General features: G+C 39.8%; 21 protein-coding genes and 1 other RNA gene. 10 read left to right on the top strand and 12 right to left on the bottom strand.

Features of this window, described 5'->3' with window-relative positions; all coding sequences use genetic code 11:
* Window positions 1–104: 104 nt before the first annotated feature.
* Window positions 105–1247: a glycosyltransferase gene (locus tag BV902_RS05310; RefSeq protein WP_075991062.1), complete on the top strand. Its 1143-nt coding sequence runs from the start codon at window positions 105–107 to the stop codon at window positions 1245–1247.
* A 22-nt stretch (window positions 1248–1269) separates the two neighbouring features.
* Window positions 1270–1905 carry a 16S rRNA (guanine(527)-N(7))-methyltransferase RsmG gene (rsmG, locus tag BV902_RS05305; protein ID WP_075991061.1) on the top strand — a complete coding sequence of 212 codons (636 nt, stop codon included), beginning with the start codon at window positions 1270–1272 and terminating at the stop codon, window positions 1903–1905.
* Here the strand turns inward: rsmG and BV902_RS05300 are convergent, their stop codons facing one another.
* The 3 genes from BV902_RS05300 to BV902_RS27230 form a co-directional block, all read right to left on the bottom strand.
* On the bottom strand, window positions 1906–2496 hold the full coding sequence (locus BV902_RS05300) for a hypothetical protein (RefSeq protein WP_075991060.1): 591 nt from the start codon (window positions 2494–2496) through the stop codon (window positions 1906–1908). It lies immediately after the preceding gene.
* Window positions 2497–2571: 75 nt separating this feature from the next.
* The gene (locus BV902_RS05295) at window positions 2572–2805 is read right to left on the bottom strand and encodes a hypothetical protein (RefSeq protein WP_075991059.1); all 234 of its coding nucleotides are present in this window, start codon (window positions 2803–2805) and stop codon (window positions 2572–2574) included.
* Window positions 2806–2818: 13 nt separating this feature from the next.
* Complete coding sequence (locus tag BV902_RS27230) at window positions 2819–2980, bottom strand: hypothetical protein (RefSeq protein WP_157625892.1); 162 nt, start codon at window positions 2978–2980, stop codon at window positions 2819–2821.
* 87 nt (window positions 2981–3067) lie between these two features.
* On the opposite strand from BV902_RS27230, the gene dprA reads away from it, so the two are divergent.
* The 5 genes from dprA (at window position 3068) to accD (ending at window position 7468) form a co-directional block, all read left to right on the top strand.
* Window positions 3068–4186: a DNA-processing protein DprA gene (gene dprA, locus BV902_RS05290; protein WP_075991058.1), complete on the top strand. Its 1119-nt coding sequence runs from the start codon at window positions 3068–3070 to the stop codon at window positions 4184–4186.
* An 87-nt stretch (window positions 4187–4273) separates the two neighbouring features.
* Window positions 4274–5779: an MFS transporter gene (locus BV902_RS05285; protein ID WP_075991057.1), complete on the top strand. Its 1506-nt coding sequence runs from the start codon at window positions 4274–4276 to the stop codon at window positions 5777–5779.
* Window positions 5772–5999 carry a DUF6814 family protein gene (locus tag BV902_RS05280; protein WP_075991056.1) on the top strand — a complete coding sequence of 76 codons (228 nt, stop codon included), beginning with the start codon at window positions 5772–5774 and terminating at the stop codon, window positions 5997–5999. The genes BV902_RS05285 and BV902_RS05280 overlap by 8 nt, the downstream gene beginning before the upstream one ends.
* 306 nt (window positions 6000–6305) lie before the next feature.
* Window positions 6306–6403, top strand: an RNA gene (ffs, locus tag BV902_RS05275) — signal recognition particle sRNA small type.
* Window positions 6404–6625: 222 nt separating this feature from the next.
* Window positions 6626–7468 (top strand): acetyl-CoA carboxylase, carboxyltransferase subunit beta, encoded by an 843-nt coding sequence (gene accD, locus BV902_RS05270; protein WP_075991055.1) that lies wholly within the window; start codon window positions 6626–6628, stop codon window positions 7466–7468.
* A 164-nt stretch (window positions 7469–7632) separates the two neighbouring features.
* Here accD and BV902_RS05265 read toward each other — a convergent pair whose 3' ends face one another.
* Window positions 7633–7968 carry a hypothetical protein gene (locus tag BV902_RS05265; RefSeq protein ID WP_075991054.1) on the bottom strand — a complete coding sequence of 112 codons (336 nt, stop codon included), beginning with the start codon at window positions 7966–7968 and terminating at the stop codon, window positions 7633–7635.
* A gap of 188 nt (window positions 7969–8156) precedes the next feature.
* On the opposite strand from BV902_RS05265, the gene BV902_RS05260 reads away from it, so the two are divergent.
* A complete protein-coding gene (locus BV902_RS05260; protein WP_046674120.1) occupies window positions 8157–8492 on the top strand; it encodes a MerR family transcriptional regulator in 336 nt (111 codons plus the stop codon).
* 140 nt (window positions 8493–8632) lie between these two features.
* On the opposite strand, the gene BV902_RS05255 is transcribed toward BV902_RS05260, so the two are convergent.
* Window positions 8633–9127, bottom strand: a complete 495-nt coding sequence (locus BV902_RS05255; protein WP_075991053.1) for a metallophosphoesterase family protein — start codon at window positions 9125–9127, stop codon at window positions 8633–8635.
* A gap of 3 nt (window positions 9128–9130) precedes the next feature.
* Entirely contained in the window at window positions 9131–9838 is a 708-nt protein-coding gene (locus tag BV902_RS05250; RefSeq protein ID WP_075991052.1) for a tRNA1(Val) (adenine(37)-N6)-methyltransferase, read from the bottom strand.
* A 97-nt stretch (window positions 9839–9935) separates the two neighbouring features.
* Here BV902_RS05250 and BV902_RS05245 point away from each other — a divergent pair, with 97 nt between their 5' ends.
* The gene (locus BV902_RS05245) at window positions 9936–11093 is read left to right on the top strand and encodes a hypothetical protein (protein ID WP_075991051.1); all 1158 of its coding nucleotides are present in this window, start codon (window positions 9936–9938) and stop codon (window positions 11091–11093) included.
* A gap of 201 nt (window positions 11094–11294) precedes the next feature.
* Here the strand turns inward: BV902_RS05245 and mutS are convergent, their stop codons facing one another.
* Window positions 11295–13901 carry a DNA mismatch repair protein MutS gene (gene mutS, locus BV902_RS05240; RefSeq protein WP_075991050.1) on the bottom strand — a complete coding sequence of 869 codons (2607 nt, stop codon included), beginning with the start codon at window positions 13899–13901 and terminating at the stop codon, window positions 11295–11297.
* 216 nt (window positions 13902–14117) lie between these two features.
* On the opposite strand from mutS, the gene mtgA reads away from it, so the two are divergent.
* Window positions 14118–14804, top strand: coding sequence for a monofunctional biosynthetic peptidoglycan transglycosylase (gene mtgA / locus BV902_RS05235; RefSeq protein ID WP_237241973.1), 687 nt, complete (start codon window positions 14118–14120; stop codon window positions 14802–14804).
* 126 nt (window positions 14805–14930) lie between these two features.
* On the opposite strand, the gene BV902_RS05230 is transcribed toward mtgA, so the two are convergent.
* The 5 genes from BV902_RS05230 to BV902_RS05210 all read right to left on the bottom strand — a co-directional run bounded on the left by BV902_RS05230 (window position 14931) and on the right by BV902_RS05210 (window position 18013).
* Window positions 14931–15386, bottom strand: coding sequence for an ABC transporter ATPase (locus BV902_RS05230; protein ID WP_075991048.1), 456 nt, complete (start codon window positions 15384–15386; stop codon window positions 14931–14933).
* Window positions 15387–15583: 197 nt separating this feature from the next.
* Entirely contained in the window at window positions 15584–16129 is a 546-nt protein-coding gene (locus BV902_RS05225; protein WP_075991047.1) for a DUF420 domain-containing protein, read from the bottom strand.
* 7 nt (window positions 16130–16136) lie between these two features.
* Window positions 16137–16865 carry an SCO family protein gene (locus BV902_RS05220; RefSeq protein WP_075991046.1) on the bottom strand — a complete coding sequence of 243 codons (729 nt, stop codon included), beginning with the start codon at window positions 16863–16865 and terminating at the stop codon, window positions 16137–16139.
* Between the two features lie 9 nt (window positions 16866–16874).
* Complete coding sequence (locus BV902_RS05215; RefSeq protein ID WP_075991045.1) at window positions 16875–17252, bottom strand: cytochrome C oxidase subunit IV family protein; 378 nt, start codon at window positions 17250–17252, stop codon at window positions 16875–16877.
* A gap of 26 nt (window positions 17253–17278) precedes the next feature.
* The gene (locus BV902_RS05210) at window positions 17279–18013 is read right to left on the bottom strand and encodes a cytochrome c oxidase subunit 3 (protein ID WP_075991044.1); all 735 of its coding nucleotides are present in this window, start codon (window positions 18011–18013) and stop codon (window positions 17279–17281) included.
* Window positions 18014–18017: the final 4 nt, after the last annotated feature.

Raw genomic sequence — 18017 nt, 5'->3', positions numbered from 1 at the left:
GTTGCAAAAATACTATAAAAAGATTTGCAAACAGGATGTTTCAAAAATAAATTATCATTTTTCCCCTATAAAAAAGTTGCGGAAAGCACTTATCTTTGTGAGCTATGCTTGACCTTCACGTATTTTTGGCCAATCTTCCATATATTGCTTTCGGAGTATTGGGTCTTTTCCTATTGATACAATTGTACTACATCTTATTTGTATATAGTAAATTGAGTAGTTATCAAATTGAACCTGTACAAGAAGGAACTGAATTCCCACCGCTATCCGTTATTATTTGTGCGCACAATGAGCAGGATAATATTCCTGAATTCCTTCCGAGTGTACTGAATCAAGACTATCCCAATTTTGAAGTAATTGTTGTCAATGACTTCTCAACAGACAATACGCCTTGGATATTGCATGATTTCGAAGCAAAATATCCCAATTTAAAAATTGTGGATATCAAAGAGCATATTCGCTTGAAACATGGTAAAAAGTTTGCCGTTAGTATGGGGATCAAAGCATCAAAGCACCAGACACTGGTGTTTACCGATGCGGATTGTGCGCCACAATCCGATCAATGGCTCAAAGAAATTGCCGCAGCTTTCAGACCGGAAACAGAAATTGTACTAGGCTATTCTCCTTATTTCAAGAAAAAAAGCTTGCTAAATCTATTGATTCGATTTGAAACCAGCCATACTGCCATGAGTTACTTCTCCTATGCACTAAAGGGCGATGCCTATATGGGAGTAGGGCGTAACATGGCTTACAAAAAAGACCTTTTCTTTCGTAACAAAGGATTTGCAGCACATATGCATATTAAATCCGGCGATGATGATCTTTTTGTCAACCAAAATGCAAATCCGACCAACGTTAACATTGCACTGGCAGCCGAAGCCATTGTCTATTCGGAACCCAAAGCGACCTGGAGGAGCTATTACAAGCAAAAAGCAAGACACTCAGGCGCCTCTACCATTTACAAAAAGCGACATCAGCGCATGCTGGGCACCCAGCTGGTATCGGCAGTCTTCTTTTACATAGCACTTATCGCAACAGCGATCGCCTTTCCAATGTACTGGTATGTTCCTGTTACAGCCTACCTCCTAAGGCTGATCGCACAATGGATAATATTTGCCAACATCTATAAAAAACTAGAAGTAAAGGAACTCATTTGGTGGCTGCCTTTGGTAGACTTCATCTACTATTTCTATATTTGCATCAATGGCATCTTCAGCAGAAAAAAGAAAAAAATAAGCTGGAAATAATTCACTTTTAAAACACGAAGCTTTGAATCCAACAGTTGATATCATCTATAACTATTTTCCAAAATTAACGGATATTCAAAAAGAACAGTTTGCAAAACTTGCCGACCTCTATACATTTTGGAATAGCCAAATCAATGTTATTTCGCGTAAAGACATTGATAGCCTCTACCTTCACCATGTGTTACACTCGCTAGGTATCGCTAAATTTGTCCAAGAGCTCACGCCAGGAACACAAATTTTGGATGTGGGAACCGGAGGAGGCTTTCCAGGTATCCCAATGGCCATTATGTTTCCTGAAGTCAAATTCCATTTGGTCGATTCTATCGGCAAAAAAATTAAGGTCGTACGTGAAGTTGCAGCTGGACTCGGTCTCCAGAATGTTGAAGCAGATCATATTCGCGCAGAACAACTCGACGACAAATATGATTTTGTCATATCACGTGCGGTGACAAGACTTGGAGAATTTACGCCTTGGATACAGAATAAATTCGCAAAAAAAGATAAAAATGGGATCCCTAATGGAATTCTTTACTTAAAAGGCGGAGATCTCACCGAAGAGATCAAAGAATCTAAACTCAAAGCAGAATTACACCCACTTTCAGATTACTTTAAAGAAGATTTCTTTGATACAAAATATCTGGTATACGTACCTATGTAGTTAAAGTTTGGCATTACCCATAGGAAACTGAAGTCGCCTATGGATAATGTCTACAGAATCGAGGTAGTTCGTTAAACACTTATGGATATAAGCGATCTTCTCATAGCGATCATTCTCACGAAGCCATTTTAAGGAAGGCTCATAGTATATCCTAAATTTGCGCAACGAATCTCCCGACAACTTGCTGTATTCCTGTGTCAGCGGATACCATTCCTCGCGAATCAGATCCTGTTGGTATTCTTTTTCAAACTGACGTTGAAGTTTTCTCGAATTTCGTCCCTTTCGACTGAATTTATTGTAAAGCTTGTTCAGATTGACAGCAATTCCGCCCTGATGAGGCAAGGTCACCATATTTTTCGTATCACCCCAGAAAAAGATCGACTTATACTCCTCCTTTTTTTCTTCCCATTTATCCGCTGCTGATTTACGTTTGATCGAAACAGTATCCAAACGCAAAGTATCTTTTTGACTTCCTTTTTTTCCAATGGTATCCTGACAATAAAATTCCGCTGGATGAGCAAAAACTCCCGGCCGATAAAATGAAAAGTAGACACAGAAAAACAATAAAGATAGAAATCCGATACGTACCATATTTATAATTGACAAACCAAAATAACCAACTATAAATAAAATTAAAAAGTATTTAACTATCTTTAAATTAAGAGACTAAAGACCCAATTCCTTTTTAATTTCTACGCCAATTAGATTGATTTCTTCATCCATACCGAACATAGGAAGGTCCGTTTCTGGATTAAGTTTCAACCAGTTTGTATCATTATCTTTAATAATCTTTACGTATTCCACACCATCCTTAAAAATAACATACGTATCTTCTTCCTCAGGGAAAACAGAATAAACTACATCCCCCAATTCTATATCAAAAGGTTCTTTCATTTCCATAGTTAAAATATCATTAATCGCTCAAAGTTACCAATTCCTCTTCTTTCTTTCCATAATTGACCAATATTTCATCCCAAGAGATCTCAAATAAGCTCGGGAAAATTGCATTCATTCTAGAGCAATCCACAAATTTTCCAGCAGGCACGTGATCTCCTCCGATTAAGAACTTCGTCATTCCACTAAAAATACAACAAGCCTGAGCAATTCTAACAAAAAGTACAACAGCTCGTTATATTTTTCATATATTTAGATAAACCCAATTATGAAACTAATTTATCCCATAGCTTTGACGAAAATCAAGGGGATTGGCCCTAGAACAGCGCGTCACATCATTGACCAAGGTCACGATTTAGCGGACATATTTGCATACTCAAAAAAAGATTTGATGCAAATTCTTGGGATACGTGAGTCAATCGCCGAAGCAATATACAATAAAAGCTATATGCCCGCCTGTGAAAAAGAACTCGCTTTTATCGAAAAACATCAGATACAAGCGTTATGGCTGGAAGACGAAAATTACCCCAATAGGCTGCGGCAATGTGAAGACGCTCCGCTTGTTGTCTATTATAAAGGGAACCAACCACTCAACAGTGCAAAAGTTATTAGTATCGTCGGCACTAGACATGCGACCTATTATGGCCAGAAAATATGCGAAGATTTGCTAGATGCCATGAATTGCACCAAAGACACCCTAATCGTTAGTGGTCTTGCTTATGGTATTGACGCTTTAGCACATCGCAACGCACTAAAAAATAATATTCCAACCGTTGCTGTATTAGGGCATGGTCTCGATCGAATTTACCCTGCATCCCATCGTGAACTTGCCACAAAAATGCTAGAACAAGGCGGTTTATTGACAGAATTTACATCCAACACATTACCTGAGCGCAGTAATTTTCCTATGCGCAATCGCATCATAGCCGGTATGGCAGATGTCACCATTGTCGTAGAAGCTGCAATTAAAGGAGGCGCATTGATTACTGCCGAAATTGCCAACAGCTACAACCGCGATGTATGCGCCTTTCCAGGAGCCGTTTATGAAAAAAGCTCTGAAGGCACCAACTACCTCATCAAAACCAACCGTGCTCATATGATTAGAGGACTTCAGGATCTCGAATACCTCATGAATTGGGAAGTCAGCATAAAAGCTGTTGACCAACAGCTTAGTCTTCCTTTGACACTGACAAAAGACCAACAACTCCTTTTTACACTCATTCAGCAAAAAGGACAATTAGAAATCGACCAGATGATTGACCTCACAAAATGGCCACAAAGTAAATTGGCCTTAATCCTATTGGAACTTGAAATGCAGTCACTCATTCACGCCCTGCCCGGAAAAAGGTATAAAACTGCCGGACAGGCGGAAATTCAAAAAAATTAGCTCATTTCATAGCATGCAACAGCGCCGAAATGCTATTCGGAGCGCAATAAAAATTCACCATTATACCCAACCAAAAACCAAGAATTAATGAACGAAAACAATACAAAAAGTATCTGGAAAGTCATCGGAGCCTCCTCCATGGGAACACTTATCGAATGGTATGACTTTTTCATTTTTGGCAGCCTATCCATTGTCATTTCCACCAAATTCTTTCCGGCAGAAAATCCAACAGCGGCTTTTCTGTCCACCTTAGCCACATTTGCCGCTGGATTTGTCGTCCGGCCATTCGGCGCCCTATTTTTTGGCCGACTAGGCGATATTATCGGTCGAAAATATACGTTTATGGTTACTTTAATGCTCATGGGCGGAGCAACATTTCTCATAGGTTGTATCCCCAGCTATGACACTATTGGGTTTTGGGCACCGCTGCTGGTGTTGATCCTTCGTCTCTTGCAAGGTCTTGCCCTAGGAGGAGAATATGGAGGTGCAGCAACTTACGTAGCTGAACATGCTCCATTGGGCCAACGGGGTTATTGGACATCATGGATACAAACAACAGCTACCTTTGGCCTTTTCATATCACTCGTTGTTATCCTCCTGACCAAAGGCTTTCTCAGTGAATCACAATTTGATTCTTGGGGATGGCGGGTTCCTTTCCTCCTATCTTTAGTCATGGTATACGTTTCCTATCTTATTCGTAAGAAGATGAAGGAATCACCCGAATTTAGCAAGGCCAAAGCGGAAGGAAAAACAAGTACAAATCCGCTAAAAGAAAGCTTTGGCAACCGCTACAACCTCAAATTTGTACTGCTCGCACTTTTTGGTGCAGCCATGGGACAGGGCGTTGTTTGGTACACTGGACAGTTTTATTCGATGAGTTTCATGAAAACGGTCATGCACCTTCAATCTGACCAGGCCGATACCATCCTCGGCATCGCACTACTGTTGGGAACTCCATTTTTTGTCGTATTTGGGTGGCTTAGTGACAAAGTTGGACGAAAATGGATCATGCTCGGCGGGATGTTACTTGCTGTATTGACTTACCGCCCGATTTACGAATCCATGTACCAACTTTCCAATGCAGAACAGAAAGTCAAGGTGAACGAAACAACGGAGGTCCCCCGCGGGCCGCAATCAACGGGAACTATTTCGATCACCAAGACTCAATATGAGGACCAGACAGAAGTTACAAGAACCAGCATGATACATCAATCAGGAAAACTCAAGGGACAGCCAATGACCAAAACCACAGTTCATCTTGCAGGGAAGAACTATATGCTGCTCGTCCTGCTGATCTTTATACAAGTGATTTATATTACAATGGTGTACGGGCCCATTGCGGCATTTCTTGTTGAATTATTCCCTGTAAAGATCCGCTACACCTCCATGTCCTTGCCCTATCATGTTGGAAATGGAATATTCGGCGGGCTCCTACCAGCTGTATCGACATACTTAACGACAAATGCCGAAGCATCCAATACTCCGCAATTCTATCTTGCAGGTTTATGGTACCCTATTATCATTGCCATTGTATGTTTTATCATTGGTAGTATTTATATCAACAACAAATCAACTCCCCCAACACATGAATAATCTCAAAAAATTCCTCGGCATACTTTGGATCGTTTTAGCATTGTTTACTGCCTATTTCTCCATTTTTGAACTGGCCCTGCCAAAGATTTCAACGGGACATCAGGAAGATCTGGTATTTGGCATCATTATCCTGTGCATTTTAACTCCCATAATCTCCATAGGACTCGGCTTATTTGGCTATTATTCCTTATTGGGTGAATACAATCAAGAAAAAATGTAGTCCAAAAAATGAGATCGATTTTGAATAAGGGAAACTAGACTATTCAGCCTATTCAAAGTCGATCTCCTATACGCTAGATTATACTACTTCCGACGTTTCCAAAAGAACAATTACAGCCAGTGGACTTCGCCAAGCACTTAATTTACGCCATTTTTAGCGGATTTACACAGATACCAACTATTTTTCACCATAAAATAGAGCTAAGAACAGCTACCAATTACAATTTATTGCAATGATAATCAGCAACATAAGATAAAACAGCATTTTTTCTTTCCTAAAACTGTTTTTTTTTTCTACTTTTGTGGCGGGTAAGTCTTCTACGACCAGCTCCCATTGACTCCCCCAGGTTGGGAACAAAGCAAGGGTATTTGGTTGAGCGGTGCGATAGGAGTAGCTTACCCTTTTTTTATGCCCATTTTTTTGACTAATGCTCCGGTCCAAAATTCAATTCTAACCTAATAATCAGCTAAATATCTTATATATCCCAATTGTTACCCGCATTTCCCCTATTTATAGAAGCCCTGTTACACAAGGAGTTTTAATCGCTTGGCATGTACATTCAACACAATTATAATTGTATATAAAAGCAAATTTATATAAGTTTGTAATCGAATAAGAACTATCGTATGAGTTGGTTTAAAAGAGAAAAAGCTGGTATTAGCACAGCTACCGCTAATAAAAAAGAAGCACCTGATGGTATGTGGAACAAATGTCCCACATGTAAAAAACCATTATTGCATCTTGAACAAGTAGAAAACGACTATGTTTGTCAATATTGTGGCCACCACTTAAGAATTGGCTCCAAAGAATATTTTTCAATTTTATTTGACAATAACGAATTTACAGAACTATTTCCTAATCTAAATTCTGGTGATCCATTAGAATTTTTTGATTCAAAGCCATACCCTGAGCGTTTAAAGGAAAGTCAAGCCAAAACAGGCCTGAAAGATGCTTTACGTTCTGGCCATGGAAAAATGAATGGTGAAGACATCGTTATTGCTTGTATGGACTTTAGTTTCATCGGCGGATCAATGGGATCTGTCGTTGGTGAAAAAATCGCACGTTCAATAGATTACTGTATTGAGCATAAAATTCCATTTATGCTAATCTCCAAATCAGGAGGTGCACGTATGATGGAAGCCGCATTTTCATTGATGCAAATGGCTAAAACTTCGGCTAAATTAGCATTATTGGCAAAGGCAGGACTTCCTTACGTTTGTTTATTGACAGACCCTACCACAGGAGGAGTTACAGCATCTTACGCGATGTTAGGTGATGTGAATATCGCAGAACCGGGAGCATTAATCGGATTTGCAGGACCACGTGTCATTAAAGAAACAATCAAAAAGGACCTTCCAAAAGGATTCCAGACTTCAGAATTCGTTCTTGAGCATGGATTTTTGGATTTCATTGTAGACCGTAGACAGTTAAAAAACAAAGTAGCTACTTATCTTAAATTAGTGGGATAATCATCCTCAAAATAAAAAAGAAAGCGGTGCCAAGAATATTCTTGGCACCGCTTTCTTTTTTGAAGGTATCTCTTTTATCCGCTAGAAAGCATCTTCAATTCATCTCATCTGTTAGGCCTGCGACCTTATGACGGTTTTATAACAAGGTTGAATGGACCATCCTTTTAAAGATAATGCCAAAAAGCCCATATTTTTCTTTTGGACAAATAATCCGTTTCGCCCTCCCTGTCATACGCTTCCCGCTCAAAAGAAATACGCCGGTAAGCTTTATCAAAATCTCTTAATTGAATAAAATGAACGACAAATTCTATGAGATACCATACATAGAAAAAGAGAATACCTAATTCAAGCGCCTGTCGCAAATGTATACGCTCATGACGAATCAAGTCGTCCTGCTGTTTAAAGAAGGTATTTTTCAGAAAGATAAAAGGATAAATAGTAATTGCATTGGCTTTTCCAAAAGAGAAGAAATTCGTCCAAAATTTGCTAACTATAATCATATATGATGTTTAGACCGTTTTCAAACTAGTCAAACTTAGAAAAATTTACCTTTATACACAATTATTATTGGCTTCTCATGGATTGTACGATATCTCTCTCTTTCAGTCTCTAATCAGATAAGAGATCGCAAAAATTTCTTTTTGAATTGGAATTTTTATTAAGTTTGCTATAGATTAATCGTGAAGATATGCCGTACAAAGAGCGTGAAATAAATAAATTGTATTATACAATGGGAGAAGTTACAGAAATGTTTGATGTAAATGCGTCCCAAATACGTTTTTATGAGCGTGAATTTGACATTCTACAACCTAAGAAAAATAAAAAAGGTAACCGCTTATTTACGCAAGAAGATATTGCCAATTTAAAGATCATCTTCAATTTGGTTAAAGATAAAGGTTATACCCTACAGGGTGCACGTGATTACCTGCGTGACAACAAATCTGAGGCAAAAGAAAATCAACGTGTTGTAGATTCATTGGAGCGCTTGAAGAACTTTCTTCTTGAAGTTCGTGATTCACTATAGTACCTGAGAAACTTCTTTTTAAAACTTCCGTAATAGGAAACTTTCCATCGTTTTGATCAACTTCTTCCCGTCTTTGCCATTACCCAAAGTATCGTCCGGCTGTCTATTCATAAAAAAGACTAAAGAAGAATCTAGGTGACTTAACGGTCTTTGAGTTCAATAACCTCCAGGTTCTCAATTTTATCTTTATTGATCTCAAACCGCATTAATGTCCTTACTTTGTGCCAGCCCTGCTTACCTGCCGCCCCAGGGTTGAGATGGAGACAATGGATCTTGGGGTCGAAGATAACCTTTAAGATATGTGAATGTCCAGTAATAAATAATTTAGGTGGATTTTTCATCAATTCCCCTTTTATGCGTGCAGCATATTTCCCCGGATAACCACCAATATGTGTCATAAAGACGTCCACTTCCTCACACCTAAACCTCAAATCTTCTGTAAATTGTAAACGAATTTCCTGACCATCAATGTTTCCGTATACTCCGCGCAGTGGTTTAAAAGCGGCTAACCGATCCGCAACATCAGGATCACCAAAATCGCCCACATGCCATATCTCGTCGCAGGCTGCAAAATGAGTAAATACAGCTTCATCTAAAAAAGAATGTGTATCTGAGAGTAATCCGATCTTTGTCATCACTTAAAAAGCTAAAAAATAAGGTGCCAAGGCATTTCGATAAGCTTCTGAATAAATACCCTTGGCGGCATAAATAACAAACGTACGTTGAGCGAGCAGTTCGACGCGTAAGCGTTCAAATGTAACGATTTTCCGAATGGCCGATTCCCCTTCAAAGGAGCTTATTTGTACTTCACTGGAACAATATAATTTCCTTTCCGCCGAAATTTTAGTCAACGTTTCCGCTAATGCCGTTGGAACGATCAACACTAATTTTCCCCGATCCGATAAACGTAAAGCGGCGAAATCCAGCAGTTCAGCAAAAAAATCCAGATCGGTATGTCGCGCCAGCTTCTTGCGTTTATCCGGGTTATGTAAGGAATCTGTATAAAAGGGTGGATTTGATACGATCAGATCGTAATGCCCTTGTACATCCATTTGTTGAAAGGAGGAAGCATGCAGCACTAAACGTTCCTGGAAAATGGAATTACGGAAGTTTCTGTCAGCCATCGCAGCAGCCAAAGGGTCAATTTCGACAGCCTCTACCCTACTTTCTACTAGCCGTTGAGCCAACATCAATGCAATGACTCCCGTACCTGTACCTACGTCCAGTACCCGGTCCACAGGTTCTACTTCCAGCAAGGAAGCCAGCAGTACGCCATCTGTGTTAATTTTCATTGCACAGTCAGACTGATCAACCTCAAACTGTTTAAACCGAAATATCGACGCCATACATCAAAGATAAAACTTTTAGAACCTTTGGTACAAACAAACCAGTGTATCCTGCAATTTATTTGCTAATTTAGTCAGCAACAAATCTATATAAGCCATGAATATCCGTCAGCTTGCTCTTATGATATTGATCATCCTTGCTGTGCTTCCTACAAAACTATTGCATGCACAAGAGAATTGTGACCGGCATACAACTGAAATACTTCCCTTATTGACAAAAACATTGAACAACAATGACTTTGACAAAATTGATCCCCTACTCAATAGTATACAAGCTAGCTGTGGTACCAATGAGTTTGTACAGCGTTTACGTATTCTTATATACATCATTGAAAAAAAGAATACCACAACAGAGATCAAACATTATATAGACAATCAATTCGATAAAAATTTTCTACAAAGACTGGATGCGGCAGACCAGGACGATTTTTCAACACAATACGAACAGCATAAGGAAAAATACAATTTCGTGCCATTAAGACATCCCCTGGACGGCCTGATAAAAGTAAGAGCCAAAGCCCTGCTTGCTTCCGATAGTTATACGTTAACCGATCAGGAAAAAACTATTTTAGAGCTTTTTTCAGATACTGAAGTTGCCAATGCCGTACAAGACCAACAAGCTAACGAACAAGATAATCAACAGCGGTTTCCAGTCCCCAAAGTGTACAGAGATAGACAGAAAGCCAAACTGGGCTATGTTCCTTCAATCGGCGTAGTCACTCCACTTGGCGGAGCCAACAAAATTTTCGGAACCAACATAAACTTTGGATTTATGCTGATGAGCTCGCTGGAAAGAAAATTTATTTTCGAAGGTGGCTTCAAGGTGCGCATCAACTCAAACGACCGCAATATTGATTACAATTACGAGGGCTCCACTGTTTCGGTCAATTCTTCAGCGACCGCATTTATGGGCGGTGCTGTAGGTTACAAAGTTTTTGACAACGACAAATTTATACTGATTCCAAAAGGTATCCTTGGCATAGATATTACAGATACCGGCATTACAGAAAGCGCTTATTCCTCTGGTTATTATGATCCGGATGGTTATTATTATGATGGTGGATACACCGATCGTATGGTAACCATCAATAATGTGCACTTAGGACTTGGTCTCGCATCCCTATTTCGCATGAAAAACCAAAAGTACATTGGTTTCGAATTCGGCTATCATTACACGCCTTATGATGCAAGCAGCAAGGTATTGATCCCGATACAGGCAAATTACGGAAGCTTGGAGCTATTCTTCAGGTTTTAAGCAAATAGCCCTTAAAAACCTGCATGACTTCGCAGACACCAACAGTAATGAAAGCGAGCTGAAGGTTCTTTCTGGCCAATAAGATCAGACACTTTCAGAAAAAAATACGCCAGATGATGTCTATCTTAAAAAACATCATCTGGCGTATATAAATCGAAAAAAATTCCGCTTGAGATCAATTTCCCAAGCCAAAAGGAAGATTTAATTCTTTAAAAGGCGTTGTATCTCATCCAATTTCATTAATGCTTCAACCGGAGTAAGCGAATTAACATCCAGATTATTCAGCATATCCCTGATCTTATTCAAGACAGGATCATCAATAGAAAACATCTGCAATTGGTAGGCCTGTTTCTGGATTTTGCGCATGCTATCTTTAATCTGCTCACCACCTGTGCGCTCCTGCTCCAGCCTTTTCAAAATTTGATTGGCCCGATTAAGCAACTTTTGCGGCATTCCAGCGAGCTTTGCCACATGGATTCCGAAACTATGCTCTGAGCCTCCTGGAACAAGTTTACGCAAGAAAATAACTTTGTTATTAACCTCCTTCACCGTTACATTATAGTTTTTTATACGATCCAGCGAAGTAGTCAGCTCGTTTAATTCATGGTAATGCGTGGCAAACAAGGTTTTGGCCTTAGCAGCAGGATGATTATGTAAAAACTCGGCAATAGCCCAGGCAATAGAAATACCGTCATAAGTACTTGTACCACGACCGATTTCATCCAAAAGAATAAGACTGCGGTCCGATAGATTATTCATGATGCTCGCCGTTTCATTCATCTCCACCATAAACGTAGATTCACCCGAAGAAAGATTGTCCGAAGCACCTACGCGGGTGAAAATTTTGTCAACCAGGCCAATCTTAGCCTCTTTTGCTGGCACAAAACAACCAATTTGCGCCATTAACACGATCAATCCAGTCTGACGGAGCAATGCAGACTTACCCGCCATGTTAGGGCCCGTAATAATAATAATCTGCTGTGTTTTCGGATCTAAAAAAGTATCATTGGTAATATAATCCTCACCTATCGGCAGGTTTCTTTCAATGACAGGGTGTCTTCCACCTTTAATATCCAAAATCTTGCTCTCGCTGACTTCGGGTTTTACATAATAGTTTTTCTCCGCTACAACAGCAAAGTTAAGCAGTACATCCAACTTAGCTATGAGCTGGGCGTTGAGTTGAATAGGTTTGATGTATTCAGCAATGGCAACCAATAGCTCAGCATATAATCTATTCTCAAGCGCTTGGATCTTCTCCTCTGCACCGAGAATCTGTTCTTCATATTCTTTAAGTTCCTCCGTAATATAACGTTCAGCATTCACCAGTGTCTGTTTACGGATCCATGTCGTCGGAACCTTATCTTTGTGTGTATTAGTGACCTCCAGATAATAACCGAAAACATTATTGAACGCTATTTTTAAAGAAGGAATCCCTGTGAGTTCCGCTTCCCTTTTTTGGATCTCAAGCAGATAATCCTTGCCACCAAAAGCGATCTTGCGCAATCGATCCAATTCAGGGTCCACCCCTTCCGCGATTACACTCCCCTTATTGATTGCGACAGGAGGCTCCGCCTGAACCTGTTGCTCGATTTTTTCACGTATAACAGCACAAGCATCTAACTGATCTGAGATTGTCCGAAGAGCATCAGCATCTTTACGATCCGTAAGTTCCTTCAATTTCTCAATAGCATATAATGCGCGCTTCAATTGCACAATTTCCCGCGGATTCGCTTTTTGCAGTCCGATCTTGGAAATTAAACGTTCCAGATCGCCCACCTGCTTGATCTGACCAATCAGCTCATCCCGCAAATCACGGTTAGTGAAAAAGAAATCGACCACATTCAATCGCTCCTGAATACTCTTTTTGTCTTTGAGCGGCATCACGATCCAGCGCTTGAGCAGACGCGCTCCCATTGGACTGGATGTATGATCCAATACATCGGATAGCGTTACCGCATTTTCATTCAACGATCCGATTAATTCCAAATTGCGAATCGTAAAACGATCCAGCCACATAAAACGGTCCTCCTCAATACGGGAAAGCGTAGAAATGTGTTGCAGATTACGATGCTCGGTTTCATTGAGGTAATGCAATGCTACACCAGCAGCAACAACTCCTGCTGTCATGCGGTCCACACCAAATCCTTTCATCGAGGAGACTTCAAAATGCTTCAATAGCGTTTCAGTGGCATAATCACCCGTATAAGGCCACTCGTCAAGAAAATAGGTGTAATATTGTGATCCAAACTGCTCTGTAAACTCCTTGCTCTGTTTTTTGGAAAGAATAATTTCTCTCGGTTTAAAACCTTGAAGCAATTTATCGATATAGGCCACACTACCTTGAGCAACCAGAAATTCGCCAGTTGAAATATCTAAGAAAGAAATACCGATCCGCTCCTTTTCGATAAAAATTGATGCTAAATAATTATTCGATTTCTGTTGAACAATATTGTCACTGTAGGAGACTCCAGGTGTCACTAGCTCGGTCACACCGCGCTTAACAATTGTTTTTGTCGTCTTCGGATCCTCCAGCTGATCACAGATTGCCACCCGTTGGCCCGCACGCACCAGTTTCGGAAGATAGGTTTCCAATGAATGATGGGGAAAACCTGCCAATGCAGTTTCCGATTCCGAGCCATTGCCACGCTTTGTCAAAACGATGCCCAAAATCTGGGCAGCTTTGATCGCATCCTCACCAAATGTCTCGTAAAAATCGCCAACACGGAACAACAACAACGCTCCAGGATACTTAATCTTGATCGCATTGTACTGTTGCATCAATGGGGTCACTTTCTTTTCTTTTGCCAACTTTTAAAATCAATTTTTATGAAGCGTAAAAATAGGATAATATCGTCGCTTTGGCAAACGATACACTCAACTTCTCGACAAAATCATTTCCATTAAACAAGAATATAAGCTAAGTTTGTATCCGAAAAAAATTAGTCATGGCCATCAAAAGATCTGGTAAACAAAATACGTCCAGCAAACAACAAAATACCTTCAAAAAAAAAATCCTTCAACCCATTGAGGTCCATAAAATCTCCTATCCTGCGCATTGTGACACGGGTAGTCCTCTATTTTATTGGTATTTCACTCTTTTGGGTCATTAGCCTGCGGTTTATTAATCCTCCCATTACTTGGTTGATGATTCAACGTGGGTTTGAGCTAAAAGAACAGGGCAAGGGATTTAAACTGGAAAAAAACTGGCTGGATTACGATGAACTTTCGGACAACCTAAAGTTAGCGGCCATTGCCGGAGAAGACGCTCACTTTATGACACACTGGGGATTCGACATGCAAGGAATTCAGAATGCCATTAAAAAAAATGCACAGGGAAAGAAATTACGCGGCGGAAGTACAATCAGTCAGCAGGTGGCTAAAAATGTCTTTCTATGGCCAGGGCGTTCCTGGTTAAGAAAAGGCTTCGAGACCTACTTTACCATTCTTATCGAAACATTCTGGAGCAAGAAACGCATCCTCGAAGTTTATCTCAATGTGATTGAAATGGGACAGGGAGTTTATGGTGCCGATGCGGCAGCTTCGTATTATTTTAGCAAAACAGGCAGCAATCTTTCCAAAAAACAAGCCGCATTGATTATAGCCATATTGCCAAACCCAAGAGAATGGGATGCGCGTAACCCTTCTGCTTATGTTAATAGACGTGCAAATGCGATAGCAAAATATATGCATCATTATACTATTCCTGAATAAGCGAAACCATCGCTATTCGGCGGATCGACCAGAAGAAAAGCAATACAGGTCTATAGATAAAATCTATAGACCAAAAAGAAAGGCCATATGTAACTATGGCCTTTCTTATATAACTCGTTTTACAACCTATTTAAAAAGTCGTTTATGCCAGCTCTGATGGAAGGGTATTACCCAAGCGTCTTCCATTTGATGCTCATGAGTAATGGTATTATCAAATACTAAGGTATTATCGTTGATGGTACCGTCTGCCAGTAGCTTCTCAAATCCGTCACGGTTAACCACGCCTATTCCCTGATCCCCTTTATATGCAAATTGCATGCGATCAAATAGTTGAATACCGTACTTCGATTCAACTCCTTTTAAAAATCGAACCGAACTATCAATAGAACAACCTGATGCAGCCGCCACTTCCTCGTCCACCTTAAGGATAATAAAAAGATTATCCCGCAATTCTGCGGAAGCCGAAAGTGGCTTTCCATGCACTTTCCACTGTTCGGCAAAAGCTTTCAGGTCAGTAACAATCTCCTGTCCCTCTGTCGCCGTTAATAGGCGGTCTGCCTGATAAATCCAGATACGCTTCATTTGCAAATGATTTTTTACAGATTCATCTAGCCGATAAGAATCGGCTGATTAATCTCTATACTGTTTATACTCCCGAATACATGGAATATCGCCCCCATTGCATCCGATTTCGTTTAAAAATTAAACCAGATTCAACACATCGAATCCGGCGCACACCTGTGCTTTATCACAATGATTTGATCTGCTTCCCCCTATCGCTAACCAATATAATACGGAGAGATCATCAAATAAACGATCACGCCGGTAACTGCAACATAAAGCCACATCGGGTAAGTTATGCGTGCAAGCTTTTTATGACGCTCATAAGAACCCGATATACCCCTAACAAATGTAAAGAGTACAAAAGGGATGATGATAATGGAAAGCAAAATATGCGTGATCAGGATAAAGAAATAGATTGGTCTTAAAATTCCCACGCCGCCATATTTCGTTTCGATTGAAGTCATGTGATAAGCGACATACATCGCCAGAAAAGCTAAGGAGCAAGCAATACACATTTTGATCAAACGTTCGTGCAAGGGCTTATTGCCCTTTTTTATCGCAGCCACTGCCCAAAAAAGCAGTACAGCCGTAATCCCATTGATCGCCGCGTAGATGGGAGGCAAAAATGTTAGCGGCTTTACATCATAACCCAGCTTTTGTAAATTCACTGTGAAAAGGATAGCAACCACTATCGGGATAGCAATAGATAGCACCCAAATCCATTTACTATACTTTTTCTCCTTGTTAAGACTCTCTTCCATGATATAATTATCTCTTTTGTTCTATTGTAGCTGGATGGTTCCGGACTTCCTCGACCAATAATAATTTGATTTCATCCTCAAGGCGGTCAACATCCGTTTTGACATTAATGTCATAAATACCTCTTATACGTCCTTTTGTATCAAGTAAAAGATAGTTAGAACCAATAATAAATGGTTTGCTGCCTTCGTTGTTGACAAGTGCATCCTGCAACAGACTTTCCTGGGCAAATTTAAAGATATCAACAGAAGGATCTGTCACAAAAAACCAAGATTTGGTCCAAGGTTTGTAAACTTTTGCGTATCTGGCTAACACTTCTGGTGTATCGTATGCCGTATCAACCGTAATCGAATACAAGCGGACCTTCTTATTCTGAATAAATCGATTAGCGATTTGATCCAAACGCTTAATCATCGTCCGCGATAATGAAGCATCTCTAGAGTACATCAGATGGACGACAGAAAGTGTTGTATCATTATCCAATAGATGCACTTTCTTGCCATCGAAATTCACAAAATCAACTGGTGGTACAGTATGGTAGATGGTATCGGGAATATCACGTCCCCATTTACGATGGGTAGTTCCCGGAACCTCTTTCTTTCCAAAAATTGGCAAAGAGGCGTAGCTATTAGAACCGCTTTTATTTAGTACAAAATATAAAAATCCTGGCAATAAAAGAATTACTGCCAGGATCAATATAGTTTTAATACCTTTCTTTTGTCCAGTATTATTATCCATTCACTTTATCTATTTATTTGGAAACAATTGATGTTCTTGAAAAGCAGATGCCAAGTGCCCTCCTTCAACAAGCATCAAAACAATAAAATAAATAATAAAAATAAACACAATTGCAACGGTAACAATGAAACTCGACTTCTCGAATTTCAAGTGCATAAAGAATGCAACGATATAATAAGCTTTAACTAAAGTAAGCACGATATAAATGGTATTTACTAACGCACCTTTAGCTAAAATTTGCCAATGGTGTACGAAGCCCAATGCAATTAAAAACTCTAGACAAGTAAGGGCTAAAAGTACACCAAATACTCTCCAGATGGCCTTCTTATCCATCCCACCTTCGTGAGCGTGCTCGCCATGAGCGATATTATCTTGATATTGTGACATAGCTATCTAAATTTATTATTTCGGAATTAGATTAAGTAGAAGAACGTAAATACGAATACCCACACTAAATCCACAAAGTGCCAATATAAACCTACTTTCTCGATCATAAGATAAGAACCACGGTTTTCGAATGTATTATTTAATGTCATACATAGAATGATGATATTCAAAATAATACCCACAGTAACGTGGAAACCGTGAAAACCAGTAATTGTAAAGAACAAGTTAGCAAATTGCAAGGCCGAAGTGTAAGAAATGTCATGTGTGAAATATGGCGTTAATGCTGTTTTGATGGCATCACCTTCCAAACCTGTTGCTGGATTTTTACCAAACCAGAAACCCATGTGGTGTAAGTGAGTCCACTCGATAGCCTGACAACCTACGAAACAGATACCTCCCAAAATAGTCCAAAGCATCCATTTAACAACTTCATTCTTTTGGTTACGGTGACCAGCTTCCACGGCCAAAACCATAGTTACAGATGACATAATCAAAATAAAGGTCATTAAACCGACAAATACCAACGGTTGACCATGTTCTGCAATTCCTGGGATAGATTGGAAGATCTTATCAGGATCAGGCCATGTTGGATGAGAAAAGCGTTGTGCGCCGTAATAAACCAAAAATGCAGAAAATGTGAAGGCATCCCCTACCAAGAAAAACCACATCATGATTTTTCCATACTCTAAGTTCCAAGGTGATTTCCCACCATTCCATGGACCAGTTTTTACCTTATCCAATTGCGATACTGTTGTACTCATTGTT

The organism is Sphingobacterium sp. B29, assembly GCF_001952815.1.
Taxonomy (GTDB): domain Bacteria; phylum Bacteroidota; class Bacteroidia; order Sphingobacteriales; family Sphingobacteriaceae; genus Sphingobacterium; species Sphingobacterium siyangense.
This window is presented reverse-complemented; position numbering and strand designations above follow the sequence as displayed.